Annotated in this window: 12 protein-coding genes and 1 CRISPR repeat array; of the genes, 4 read left to right on the forward strand and 8 right to left on the reverse strand. The window is 34.7% G+C overall.

The features are described from left to right. Window positions 1-41 precede the first annotated feature (41 nt). Both FFM71_RS00365 and FFM71_RS00370 read left to right on the forward strand, forming a co-directional pair. A complete protein-coding gene (locus FFM71_RS00365) occupies window positions 42-1,790 on the forward strand; it encodes a PTS lactose transporter subunit IIBC (protein ID WP_137610193.1) in 1,749 nt (582 codons plus the stop codon). Window positions 1,791-1,792: 2 nt separating this feature from the next. Further along, on the forward strand, window positions 1,793-2,017 hold the full coding sequence (locus FFM71_RS00370) for a hypothetical protein (protein ID WP_137610194.1): 225 nt from the start codon (window positions 1,793-1,795) through the stop codon (window positions 2,015-2,017). Window positions 2,018-2,051: 34 nt separating this feature from the next. Here the strand turns inward: FFM71_RS00370 and FFM71_RS00375 are convergent, their stop codons facing one another. From FFM71_RS00375 to FFM71_RS00385, 3 genes are all read right to left on the reverse strand, one after another. Continuing rightward, window positions 2,052-3,191 (reverse strand): trans-sulfuration enzyme family protein, encoded by a 1,140-nt coding sequence (locus FFM71_RS00375; protein ID WP_137610195.1) that lies wholly within the window; start codon window positions 3,189-3,191, stop codon window positions 2,052-2,054. A 244-nt stretch (window positions 3,192-3,435) separates the two neighbouring features. Beyond that, window positions 3,436-4,095 carry a histidine phosphatase family protein gene (locus FFM71_RS00380; RefSeq protein ID WP_137610196.1) on the reverse strand — a complete coding sequence of 220 codons (660 nt, stop codon included), beginning with the start codon at window positions 4,093-4,095 and terminating at the stop codon, window positions 3,436-3,438. An 85-nt stretch (window positions 4,096-4,180) separates the two neighbouring features. After that, window positions 4,181-4,837, reverse strand: coding sequence for a histidine phosphatase family protein (locus tag FFM71_RS00385; RefSeq protein WP_137610197.1), 657 nt, complete (start codon window positions 4,835-4,837; stop codon window positions 4,181-4,183). 111 nt (window positions 4,838-4,948) lie between these two features. Between FFM71_RS00385 and FFM71_RS00390 the strand changes: the two genes are divergently transcribed. Both FFM71_RS00390 and FFM71_RS00395 read left to right on the forward strand, forming a co-directional pair. Continuing rightward, on the forward strand, window positions 4,949-5,569 hold the full coding sequence (locus FFM71_RS00390) for an NAD(P)-dependent oxidoreductase (protein ID WP_137610198.1): 621 nt from the start codon (window positions 4,949-4,951) through the stop codon (window positions 5,567-5,569). 4 nt (window positions 5,570-5,573) lie between these two features. Then, window positions 5,574-6,014, forward strand: a complete 441-nt coding sequence (locus tag FFM71_RS00395) for a flavodoxin domain-containing protein (protein WP_137610199.1) — start codon at window positions 5,574-5,576, stop codon at window positions 6,012-6,014. A gap of 311 nt (window positions 6,015-6,325) precedes the next feature. Continuing rightward, window positions 6,326-7,219: direct repeats of the CRISPR family, unit length 36 nt; unit sequence GGTTCTTAAGTAACTGAGATGACATACTTCTAAAAC. A 20-nt stretch (window positions 7,220-7,239) separates the two neighbouring features. On the opposite strand, the gene csn2 is transcribed toward FFM71_RS00395, so the two are convergent. The 5 genes from csn2 to cas9 form a co-directional block, all read right to left on the reverse strand. Further along, complete coding sequence (csn2, locus tag FFM71_RS00400; protein ID WP_137610200.1) at window positions 7,240-7,944, reverse strand: type II-A CRISPR-associated protein Csn2; 705 nt, start codon at window positions 7,942-7,944, stop codon at window positions 7,240-7,242. Continuing rightward, a complete protein-coding gene (gene cas2, locus FFM71_RS00405; RefSeq protein ID WP_373278777.1) occupies window positions 7,941-8,237 on the reverse strand; it encodes a CRISPR-associated endonuclease Cas2 in 297 nt (98 codons plus the stop codon). The genes csn2 and cas2 overlap by 4 nt, the downstream gene beginning before the upstream one ends. A gap of 13 nt (window positions 8,238-8,250) precedes the next feature. Further along, window positions 8,251-8,610, reverse strand: a complete 360-nt coding sequence (locus FFM71_RS13540; RefSeq protein WP_223876443.1) for a CRISPR-associated endonuclease Cas1 — start codon at window positions 8,608-8,610, stop codon at window positions 8,251-8,253. A gap of 5 nt (window positions 8,611-8,615) precedes the next feature. Beyond that, the gene (gene cas1 / locus FFM71_RS13545; protein WP_223876444.1) at window positions 8,616-9,125 is read right to left on the reverse strand and encodes a type II CRISPR-associated endonuclease Cas1; all 510 of its coding nucleotides are present in this window, start codon (window positions 9,123-9,125) and stop codon (window positions 8,616-8,618) included. A gap of 151 nt (window positions 9,126-9,276) precedes the next feature. Further along, window positions 9,277-13,347, reverse strand: coding sequence for a type II CRISPR RNA-guided endonuclease Cas9 (gene cas9, locus FFM71_RS00415; protein ID WP_137610201.1), 4,071 nt, complete (start codon window positions 13,345-13,347; stop codon window positions 9,277-9,279). Between the last annotated feature and the right edge of the window lie 154 nt (window positions 13,348-13,501).

The raw sequence follows: 13,501 nt of genomic DNA on the forward strand, positions 1-13,501 counted from the left end.
ATGAAATTTTTCAACATAACAAATAAAAAGGGGTGTAAAGCATGCAAGTTATTATTGATAAACTGGAAAAACATCAAAAGTTCTTTGATAAAATTTCCAAAAATATTTATCTAATGGCTATCAAAGACGGATTCTTAGCAGCAATGCCAATTATCTTGTTCTCAAGTATTTTTATTCTATTAACATCTGTTTTGCCACTAATCGGAATTAACTTACCGGGTGGATTGAACGATTGGTTTAATAAAATTTATAACTACACTATGGGGTTTGTTGGTTTATATGTTTCGGGGACAACTGCTAAAGCCTTAACTGGTTCAATGAATCAACGGATCAAGGGTGGCCGCTTTATTAACGGAACATCAACAATGATGGCTGCGATGTGTGGATTCATGTTGCTAGCTATCGGAACTACAAAAGGTGGAGCCTATATCGGTGACTACTTTGGTACAAAAGGTATTTTGTCATCATTCGTATCTGCTTTTATCACTGTTCACATGTACAAGTTCTGTGTTGAAAGAGATATTACTATTAAGATGCCTAAGGAAGTTCCAGGTGCCATTTCACAAAACTTCCGTGATATCTTCCCATTCTCATTTTCAGTTCTTGTTATGGGCGTTATTGATGTAGCTGTTCGTTCATGGCTACACGTTCCATTCAGTGCAATGCTTGCTACTTTGATTGCTCCTATCTTTAAAGGTGCTGAAACATATTGGGGTATGGCATTTATCTGGTTCCTTATTCCATTGTTCTGGTTCATGGGTATCCACGGACCTTCAGTTGTAAAACCTGCTATTACCGCTGCTCTATACGGAAATACAACTGCTAACTTGGCCTTGTTCAAGGCTGGTAATTTCCCATACCACTCACTAACAGAAAATTTTGGTAACTTCATTGGTGAACTTGGTGGTACTGGTGCTACATTCGTTGTTCCATTTATCTTTATGTTCTTAATGAAATCCAAACAATTGAAGGCCATTGGTAAGGCTTCGTTTATTCCAGTAATGTTTGCCGTCAACGAACCACTATTGTTCGGTGCTCCAATTATTTTGAATCCTTACTTCTTCATTCCATTCGTCTTATCACCAGTTGTTAACGTTGTAATTGGTAAGATGTTCATTGATTTACTTCATATGAGAGGGTTTATGTATATCTTGTCATGGGCATTGCCAGGGCCTATTGGTGCCTTCTTAGATACACAAATGCAACCTATTTCATTACTATTAGTCGCAGTTTTATTAGCTCTTGATACATTGATCTACTTACCATTCTGTAGAGCATACGATGCTTCACTTGTTAAACAAGAGGCAGAAGTTGATGCCGCTGAAGGTGCTACTGATGATGCTGTTGAAACAGTTGGTGCCGACGTTGCTATGCCTGTTACTGCTTCAGAAGAAACACCAGCTACAGCTACAACTGAAGAAATAAATGATTCTGATCCATCACTTGCTAAAAAATTAACCCATCAAGTTAAAGTTCTTGTTCTTTGTGCCGGAGGTGGAACAAGTGAACAACTTGCTAATGCCTTGATGGAAGGTGCTGAAAAGTATGATGTTCCGATTGTTGCTAGTGCTGGAGCATATGGATCACATCACGATATTCTTCCAAATTATGATTTAGTTGTATTAGCCCCTCAAGTTAGAACATATTATGATGATTTGAAAGCTGATACTGATCGTTTAGGTATTCAGTTAGTAGCTACAAAAGGTCAACAATATATTGCATTAACACGTGACTCTAAAAAAGCGTTGGATTTTGTAATGGAAAATTTGAATAAAAAAACGGATGATTAGCCATGCTAAAGACAATCTTTACAGCCCAACATATTTTTTCAATTATCTTTATTATTGCCGCATATTTTCAATTTCGTTTTTCTAGAAACTATAAGAAAACGATGATGAAACGTGGGACCTCAGGTCCAGCAACGTTTGGTGCCTCAATGATGGTTGGTAATTATGCGGTAGTTGTAACGCTATTGATTGTAGCAATCTCCTTATTGATTGGACCGCTAAGTCATTAAAAAATTCCGATAGAAATTTTCTATCGGAATTTTTTTATATCTTATCGAAAGCTTGTTTCAAATCATCAAGCAAATCTTCTTCGTCTTCAATACCAACAGATAATCGTATTAATTCGTCCGTGATACCGTTCTTTAACCGAATTTCTCTAGGTATGGCAGCATGCGTCATAACGGCAGGGACTTCAATTAAACTTTCAATACCACCTAAACTTTCGGCCAAATCAATCAGTTGAAGACTCTCAACGAATTTCTTGGCATCAAGTCCCGGTTGTAACTCGAAGGAAATCATGGCACCAAAACCACGCATTTGTTTTTTGGCAATGTTATAGTCATCTGATTCTGGATTTCCGGGGTAATAAATATTGGCTACTTTGTCGTTACTAGTTAAATAATCGTAAACCAAATTAGCATTTTCGTGATGTACGCGCATTCTGACACCTAGAGTTTTGATTCCACGCATCAATAGCCAACTATCATCAGGTCCTAAGACACTACCGATTGAATTTTGGAGAAATGCCAGGTCTTCAGCAATTTGCTTGCTGTTAGTGACTGCAAGTCCTGCTACGACATCACTGTGGCCACCGAGGTATTTAGTTGCACTGTGAACGACGATATCAACGCCAAGTGTCAGAGGGTTTTGATTGTATGGTGTCGCAAAAGTATTGTCGACGATCGTCTTGAGATCATGCTTTTTGGCAATATCTGCTACAGCTTGAATATCAGTTATTTTTAGTAACGGATTAGTTGGGGTCTCAAAATAAATTGCCTTAGTATTTACTTGAACAGCAGCTTCAATTGCTGCTAAATCTCGAGTATCGACCACACTGAATTCCAGTCCAAAGCGTTTTAAAACTTTGTTAACTAAGCGGAAAGTCCCACCATAAACGTCATTGCCGATAATGATGTGATCACCAGCTGAGAAGAGTGAAAAGACAGCGTGAATAGCTGCTGATCCTGAGGCAAAAGCAAATCCATCGGTTCCATTTTCAATTTCAGCGATGAGTTTTTCTAGTGCTTGACGTGTAGGATTACCAGTTCTGGCGTATTCCCATTTTGGTTCGGCTCCGAGTTGGTGTTGATGGAAAGTTGATGAACGGTATACAGGGATGGAAACGGCCCCAGTTGCTGGATCTTCACTGATACCACCGTGGATAAGTTTAGTATTGAATTTCATAATAAAATATTCTCCTTTGATTTTTGAGCGTAAAAAAAGGGCGCAAATCGAATTGATTTGCACCCTACGCGTGAATTGCCAGTGATCTAGTCTGATTTTAAATACTCAAACTGACGGCACGCATAGAATGCGTTCCGCAACAACAAAATGATGTTTGAGTATTGATTAAAATCATTGTCCTGACCTCCAAGTAATTGATGAATTGAGAATATATTAATTTATTTATTTTGTCAAATAATTTTTTCTAATCGAGTAGTTGATTGTAACTAGTAACTTTATTTTCACCGTTATCACGTGTCATCATTGTTAAACTAGAGTTTCTAGGACTTACCGTTACATCAAAATTTCCATCGTTATAACGGTCAGTGATTGAGCGAATCGTTGTTCCGTGTGAAACTAAGAGAATTTTATCACCATCGTTTGCAATTTCATCGATTTTGTCGAATCCTGTGTTGACACGACTCCAATATTCCTCAGCGTTTTCGGCATCGTGGAAGGGATCAGCCTCTTTCATGAAATCTTTGGTGGCATCCATACCATATTTAGCAATAATTTCAGCAAAAGTCTTAGCACCGTGAGGTTCACCAACCATAAACCATGCTTCTGGAGAATTCATACCCTCATAATAACCGTAGAATTCTTCACGAAATTCCATCAATTTTTGAGGCGTGATTTTAGCGTGGTTGATATTTTTATCTACAATTAATTTGCAAGTATCGATTGCTCGTCTAGCATCAGAAGAAAAGGCTGCTGCAAAGTCGACATCTTTCAAGGAATTTGCAGCTTTCTTAGCAACTTCGACTCCTTCAGGGGCAAGGGGAGTATCGGACCAACCTTGCATCTTATTGTATTTGTTAAACCAAGTACGTCCATGACGAACTAAGTAAATTTGGTATTTTGCCATTATTAAAAACTCCTCATCAATATGTGTAATTCAAGTGTAACTCACTCATCCGCAAGTCGAAATGTTGTTTTGACGATTCCTCAAATTAATCATTAATCAAAGATTGATTATATTTAGTTACCTTATTAATGCCATTGTCGCGCTCCATGATGGTCAAACTGGCATTGGCAGGAATATCATCAACTTTTAAATTAGCGGTCTTATAACGAATGGCAAAGCCCAAAATAGTGATACTGTGGGTTACCAAGAGAATTTTGTCGCCATCATGAGCGATTCGGTCAATTTTTTTGAATCCTCTTTCGATTCGACTCCAATACTCTTCGGCACTTTCGGCATCATGCAATGGGTCAGCCTCTTTAGCGAAATCCATTGTGGCATCGAAACCATATTTCTTAACGATATCAGTAAATGTTCGAGCTTGATGAGGTTTGCCGATTGCGAACCATGATTCATCAATACTGCGACCTTCAAAATAGCCATAGAATTGTTCTCTAAATTCCGATAATTCTTGGGGAACCAAATCGTTTTTATTTCTTCTAGTAATGATACGAGTTGTATCGACTGCACGCTTCATATCTGAAGTCATAGCGGCCGCAAAATCAACGCTTTTTAACGATTCCGCGGCTTTTTGAGCAACAGCGACACCATCAGTGGTCAAGGGAGTATCGGACCAACCTTGCATTTTTTCATATTCGTTGTACCAAGTTTTACCGTGTCTTACTAAATAAATTTGATATGCCATAATTAGCGCCTCCCAGCACGATAAGTTTACTATATTAGGAGCTTATCTTTGGTTATTTTGCTTATGATTATGTAAAGTGAAGATGTCGATATAATTTGGAGGTATTAATTTATGAAAGTAGCAGTTATTGGAGCAAATGGTAAAGAAGGTTCTTTGATCGTCAAAGAAGCTTTAGGTAGAAATTTGGATGTGACCTCAATCGTTCGTGATGCTAAGAAATCACCAACTGATAAGTATCTAGTGAGAGATATTTACAGTTTACAAACCGAGGATATCAAGGATTTTGACATCTTAGTTGACGCATTAGGATTCTTTGGACCTGCTGTTAAAGAATACGTTCCTGCAACAGAACACTTGATTAAAATTATCGGTGATTCGAAAGTTAGATTATTGGTTGTTGGTGGTGCAGGCTCACTATATGTTGATAAGGCCCATACAGCAAAACTTTACCAACAGGCTGATTTTCCTGACGCTGTTAAACCCTTGAGTGAAGAAATGGGCAAGTCGTTGGATATTTTGCGTGAAAGTAAGATTGATTGGACGTTTATCAGTCCCGCGGCCGATTTCCAAGCCTCAGGAGATCGAACTGGTAAATATGTTTTAGCTGGTGAAGAGTTAACTTTTGACGATAATGGAAAAAGTGAAATTAGTTACGCTGATTTTGCGATTGCTATGGTTGATGAAATTGTTGCTGACAAGCACTCCAAAGAGCGTATTAGTGTAAGGTGGTAATTAAATGAAAATTCTTTTAACGTATACAAGTATGACTGGCCGCAATGAAAAAATTGCTAAATATTTGGCCGATTATTTGAAAGAAAAGGGTGCCGATGTCGATTTGCAAGAAATTATCGATACCGATGCCTTTGGATTGTCCGATTATGACGCCGTGATTGTAGAAACTTATACATATCACGACGGCGAAGTTCCCGATGAAGCACAGGATTTCTATGAAGATTTAGCCGATGTCGATTTGGAAAGAACTAAGTTTGCGGTACTAGGTTCTAGTTCCAAGAAACACATTCATTTTGGACGTGCAGTTGATTATTTCACGATGCAACTGAATTCCAGCAATGGTGAGCAGGTTAGCGATTCTGTGAAGATTGATCAAGATACAGATGAAGATGATTTCAAACGGGTTAAAGATTTAGGTGATCGGGTTTTGAAGAGTTTGGAATAAAAATAAGCTATCGCATGAACATCCGTTGATGGATTGTTCTGTGATAGCTTATTTTTTGATTATAAGTAACTGAGATGACATACTACTAAAACTACTCCTTCACCGTACACTGATCTAATTTGCATAGATCAAAATACTTGTGTTAAAGATATATTTACCATGATAACATGGAAAACCATTGATGTATTGGAAAGAGGGATAACCTTAATTCTAAAAGATATAAAATATTTATTCAGTTTCATTAGTTAGCGTGTGGGTAACTAGGATGGCTTACTTCTAAAACTTAATATAAGCCAGCAACTTGAGCAGTAGGTTCTTAAGTAACTGAGATGACATACTTCTAAAACGCCTCATCAACTTATTTCTACGAGAAGGTGGGTTCTTAAGTAACTGAGATGACATACTTCTAAAACTAGATGGTTTAGATAAATATATTACTGATAGGTTCTTAAGTAACTGAGATGACATACTTCTAAAACTCAAGACTTGAAGCAATCAGATTGTAATCAGGTTCTTAAGTAACTGAGATGACATACTTCTAAAACGTACTTATAGCGGTGTCGTGCAGAATTGTGGGTTCTTAAGTAACTGAGATGACATACTTCTAAAACTTGACTTCGGGCACATCTACTGTAACGGTAGGTTCTTAAGTAACTGAGATGACATACTTCTAAAACTGTAAGTCAAAGCTTTAACACACAAAAATCGGTTCTTAAGTAACTGAGATGACATACTTCTAAAACATCTATCTAATGGATCAGACTCATTAGCCAGGTTCTTAAGTAACTGAGATGACATACTTCTAAAACAAACGAAAGGATCAAAAGTGTTGTATCTTTGGTTCTTAAGTAACTGAGATGACATACTTCTAAAACTTCTCAATAAAATATCGAACATAGTCTTTAGGTTCTTAAGTAACTGAGATGACATACTTCTAAAACCCAGCATGTTTACGTGTGATACGAATATTTGGTTCTTAAGTAACTGAGATGACATACTTCTAAAACTGAAACTCACCGTTGATACATGCCAAAATAGGTTCTTAAGTAACTGAGATGACATACTTCTAAAACATGTAAACATCTCTACCATTTATATCAAAAGGTTCTTAAGTAACTGAGATGACATACTTCTAAAACATTAGTGGAGGGGGGTCGCTACATTTTTACGGTTCTTAAGTAACTGAGATGACATACTTCTAAAACCGTTGTTTTTTAATCATCCTCTAATAATCAAATCTAACGTGGTCGTTATCAATGGAATAAACCTTGATATTAAGGCCATCTTCTTTTAACAACATTGGATACGATTCTAAAGAAACCATTGTTAAGTCAACAGATTTTAGATAACTATCAATCTCATTTAATTGATTTAAGTTAAGCAGACGTTCCAAATCATAAAAAACTAGTAACTTTTTGTTAGAAAATTCTGAATAGAAGCCGGTTACGTCCATAAGCTTATCACAGTAATTCTGCCATTTGCTAGTATCTACAAAAACTCCTTTAGCCTTTAAAATCTTTTCGAAATTGGCATAGAAATCCAAACTCAAAGGGATCGAATACTGAGTAATTGCTTCGAAAACTAGATTATTTAATTCAGAATTTGCTCCTTCAATTTCATCTTTAATAATAGTTGAATTGGCTACCACCTTCTTTAAAATAATTTTTAATTGTGTAGCTGAATTAATGTCAAAACTATTAAGATCACCAATCAATTCCACATCCTTGATATTTTCATCGAATGGATTTTTCGAATCGGTATAAAAATGTAAGATGCGATTAGTGTCATCAGTTAATGTTGCGTGTTTTTTAAGGTCATGAAGTCTGAAAATAAGTTGGGAGAATTCATTTTTGTTTTGAAAATTGAATAATGTTAAGCCTGATTCTATATCGAATGGTTGGTAAGGGAAAATGGTAATTGAATTTGTCATATCACTGTTAACCTCTCAAAGGTATTCTCTTCTGAAGTATCCTTTTCTCCAGTTAAAAAATTCATTGAGGCAAATTGTTTTTCAGTGACAATGAGCGACTGCACTAATCCCTTTTTAGGAGCATATAAAGATATTTTATTGTTCAATAAATTAGCAGCTTGCCGGTCAATCAAAATGCATGTATAAATGGACTCCTGCATCATAACAAATCCATCTTGGAGTAATTTTTTTCGAAACTGTCGATAATTTCTTCTATCCATTGCAGTTAAAGTAGGTAAATCAAACATTATCATTAATCTCAAAGCCCTACACCTCATTTTTAAACTCTACCTTACCGATTGCGTCTCGTTGAGAATTCAAAAATGAGAAACAGTCATGAATATATTGAGATAGAGCATTTTTTAAAATAAAAGTCTTATTATTGTAAGTTACTTCATGGTTGAGGACGTCGACTAATTCTAGTTTGACGTATTCATCAAAATCATAGTCAATTCGTTCCAAGACTTTAGAATCAACAAATTGTCGAAATGGTTCCATCAAATCGCTAGATAGATTGAAACAGTTTCTTACGCTGTGATGATGAACGCCTAATTGCGTTAAATATCCTTTTGCCGCAACTTCTTGATTGGTCGCTGATAAAAGGATCGTATACCCGTAATTCAACATAGCATTTACTTTGGAATCAGAACCCTGGTGAAATCCTCATTAAATAGAGCAGGAAAGTATTTTTTGGCAATCACAGCTTCGCGATTAGTCGAATCATTTGGTTGCATGGATGAATATTCTGTAACAATATCGGAAGTATCCAGGTTTCCTCTTTCCATGAGTGCAATTTGATTCTCAATTTTATTTTTAACAATGTATGTCCATAATTCTTGTTTTGAGGTGATACTCCAAGAAATTTGATCTTCAATATTTTGATTACGTTGAATATTATTGTAATAACCATTTAATTCAGCACAGGGATTACGATTCTGAGAACAGAAAATAACTTTAATATTATTTTCGATTAGCTGAGAAATCAAATAGCCAGTAATTACTGATTGCGTGGTGGCAATAACGATACAATTTATTTGGTGAAATGGTATCTGTTTCAAGTCCATATCTGTTTGAATTAATAAATGATTGGTCTTGTACGAAAGCTTGGCCTTTTGCGTTATATAAATAGTTCTCCAACCCATAATCAATCTCCTAATTGTTGAAATTAATATAGAAGTACGATAGTATGTAAGTGGTTCATAAGTAAATGAGATGACTTACTGAATTAAAATAACATTAATGTTAAATAGCCTCAGGGCCACTCCCGCGTGGGAGTATTTTTTTTGCCCTTTTTTATTCGATATGGAATTTAGTTTGATATAACCCGGTTACTGATTGATATATTAGGTCGGTATTGTTCATCTGAAGTCCAGAACTTTTTCGCCCTAATCTTATTTTTTTGACTTTACCAAATTTAAGACTAGCATTGCTAGAATTAGCATGGAGCATGATTAATAGTTGTTTAATAATATTTACCTTTTCAATTGTAGTAGCAGAAGTGAAGTCATCCGTAATAGAAACTAAATATTTTCTTTCAGTTTTGTAATATGGATAAAAATGATCCATTTTATCGATAATTGTATTGAACATTTGTAATAGAATATTGTCATTGTAGAAGGATAATATTTGATCATACTCCGTCTCTGGTGAATGTAACAATGTCAGTAGAGCAACATCTTTGTATGGTAAAACTAACTGTTGTGCATTGGCAATTTCGCTATCAGATTGCAGCGTTAAATAACCAGTTTGAGAACTGTGAGTTAACTGACCAATAGGAATTCGTGTCTTGAGAATTTCTATTGTTTTTTTGTGTTTAATATTCTCTTCTAAAAAGTTGTTTAATGATAATTTTCCTTCATCAATCATTTCAGCTAGTCTAATTGGAATAGAAACCATCTTTGTTTTTTTATCATCAATCCTAATGGCAACTAGATAGGATGGTTTCTCGCCGCTATATCCCCCGTAGATATTAGGATCTAGGTTATTCTTTTGAGGAATCAGTTTTTTTACTTTGGTGTCATGTGGAGAATAGAGTGTTTGGTTATAGAACTCCCCGGTTTTTATTTCAGTTTTCTTGGTAATGTTGTATTGCTTGTAATTAAAAATCTTAATTATTTGTTTTTTGAAATCCAAATTCCAAATTATTTCTTTGGTTTTATTGTTAATTAATGTTTCCCCATTGACCATTGGCGCCAGAATAAAGCCGTTTTTTTGACTATCAGGAGTTTTACCATGTTTCTTTAATCCCTTTTGAGCTTGAGCAAAGAACTTTCGATATTCCTTATTTATCAATAGTGCTTCGTCACTTGGAAATCTTTGGAGACGATATAACCCTAGAAGACAAGCAAGATAGGCATCTTGAGCATGGTGAAAATCGTTAATGTCACGATTTTTTACAAATTCTGGATGTTTAAAATGATAATTATCATCCTGTTCACTAAATGCAGCTCTGAAACTAGTTGATAGGTTGGCTCTGGTTTGAACACAAGTTGTTCCTTGATCTTTATACATATTATCAAGTATGCTGGCGACATTTTTAATGATTTGAGATGTCTGAACTAATTGACGATTGATAAAGTTAAGCCTGTCATCATCAGTAATCGTTTGTCTGGTTAAGTTTTTGAATTTCTTGGGTCCCATTAGGCCATTGTCTTTCATGTATCTCCATCGTTCGATATTATTCTTAATAATTTCAGGCTGGAGTAATAAATCGTCAGATTTTCTTTGATTTTCTTTGGCTAATACCAAGGCCTTGTTCTCCATAGAATCGTCCTTAATATAAGTTCTAGGTAGAATATGATCCACTTGATACTCGGACAATTTATCAATTTCTAGACTTTGACCTGAATATAGAGATTTACCATTTTGAAGGAAGTAGAGCATCAATCGCTCACTTGAAAGGTCCTTATTATGGTTCTTCAATTCTTCCTTTATGTTTTTATCAGGAATTAAGTATGAACGTAATCCGGATTGGAAACTTTGAGTTTTATTGGCTAGAGTTTTGTACAATTTGTTTAATCGTTTTTTCCTAGAATCCGTTAACTCTGATGATCTATCCTCACGAGTGAATTCCAAAAAAATATGCTTTGGAGCATGGCCCATAAACTTAACTAACTCATTTACCACATTGACAGATTGGATGATTCCTCGTTTTAAGGCAGGAGAAGTATGAATATCGTCAACAAGATCAGTAATATCTGTTTTTTCGTTTTTGTCAAAATTATAATTATCAATTATTGTTTCAAAATTGTATTTGTCATCATGTAAAATGCTGTTAAAGTTACGTTTAGTTTCCCACAATAAATCAATAATGGAATATTGGGATAATTCATGTGATTGATAGGTTGTTGTTTCAACCTTTAGATTGCAAAGCAATTTTTTAGATAATTGTCCCCAACCACGATAGCGCATATTTGATAATTGCTTAATCTGTTTGTCGGTGTATGTATAATTTGAATGTTTTAGCTTCTCAGATAAGATTTGTTTATCCTCAAAAACAGTCAACCATTCTACTAATTCTTCCAATTGTGGGAGATTTTTTTCATCATCAACGAATTGCTGATTAAAGATACGAGTCATGTCAATAAAGGTTGATAGGTTTGAATTAAATTCAGTAGGGTTAGCAAGTCCAATGACTGTTGGATTTATAAAATAGCTGTTTCTGATAAGCCACTTCTTTAGTTGATCACGTTTGACAGTTTTATATTTTTTGAAGAGATCATTAAAGATTTGTTGTTTAGCAACTAAAGGTAGTTTAGAACCATTTGGGTCGGATACTATATTTTCACTGATTCTTATATTATTCAGTTCGTTGAGAACCTCGGATTTTTGATAAATCAGACTATTTTTTGATAAAACTGGCTCGCCAATTAAATAAGTATCAGTCGATGTCATACGTTTGATAAAATTATTAGAAGATTTTTCGCGGTCAATAACCTCATCAAAATTCCATGGCCTAGCTTTCGCTTGTATTTTCTTTACCATCCAAGAAAAGTTTTTATCAGAAGGTTTTTGAATTGGTCCTACATAGTAAGGAATTCTGAAACTTAAAATTGAAATGATTTTTTCACGGTTATTTTTTAAGAATGGATAATACTTACTCTGATTATCAATTATTTTTTCTAATTCGATGAGATTTAATTGAAAGGGAATTACACCATTATCACTAGTACGTTGTTTTGGTAGGTATGTATTGCCGCCAATCTTTTTTAAAGCCTTTTTAGCATATTCTTCAGGTATAGCAATTTTTAAGAATGGAGAAATCGCTTTGTAAAAGTCTTCAGAATTGTATGATCCATGAATATATTCCTTATAGGCTTGTCGAGCCTGCTTTATTAAAGACGGATTCGTAGTTTGATACCACATCTCTTTCAATTCTTTAAGATCTGAACAATGATCATCATATTGTTTGATTTTAGCTAAACTCAAATATGTTTTATTGTTCAAAATATCATTCAAAGTAATAGAACTGTAAAGTTCATTTGCAGAAGAAATGAAATGAATTTGTTGATCAGACAAAAGACTATCAAGATTGTTAAGCTTTAATTCGATATCTTTAGCAGAAAATGAAAGCTTTTCGTCGTCTTTGTCTAAGGATGTATGAAAAATTATGTTAAGATTTGCTGAATTACCTAAAATTAATCTCAACACTTCTTTCAGATATTTTTTGGTATCTTTATCTAATTCTAATTTGGAGATAATTTCATCAATTTTAGTTGATACGTTATTTGATGTTAGTAATAATTTGGAAATTGTTGAATAATCAGTATTTTCAGGAAATGCATCCTCAAAATCCAGAAGCTCTTGATTGAAATTTTCCAGTGCTTTTGTAAGATTGCTATTCATTTCTGAAATGTTGAACTTGCGATGTTCATAGGTGAAATTGCCACGGTATTTTATGATATTATGAAGAGCTAAATAAACTAATCTGATATCGAATTGTTTGTCATCAAACATTAAATCACGTCTTAAATGATAGATAGTATGATATTCATCATGATAATTCTTATCAGTATAGTCATCATCCATGAATAAATTGTATTTATCACGTGTTCGTGAAGAATCTTTTTTTGAGATCCATGATGAATTTAATCTGGTTAAAAATGAAGGATCAACTTTTGATAGTTCGTCAGCAAAAATTTCGTTTAACCAGTTGATTCGATTACGTCTACGGCGATAACGACGTCTCGTTGAACGACTAATGCGACGATCAGCAGCCGATTCGGCAGATTCAAAAAGACGAACGCCCCACAAATTTTTCTTTTTAATGTTTAACAAGTTATATTTACTATCGGTTACGGCCCAGCCCACTGAGTTGGTACCAATGTCTAAACCGATGTAATATTCTGACTCTTTTTTATTCATACCCTACTCCTTCTAAAGTACACTAACTATAATTTGATTATCTTCACTTACTATATTAGCATTAATTAAGTATTTCACAATGACTATTTTCTAGTTGTAGGATTTATTTTTTGATTTAAAATATATAGTAGGAAAGTTAAAAGGGGGAACATGG

Source organism: Companilactobacillus huachuanensis (assembly GCF_005404815.1).
GTDB classification, from domain to species: Bacteria; Bacillota; Bacilli; order Lactobacillales; family Lactobacillaceae; genus Companilactobacillus; species Companilactobacillus huachuanensis.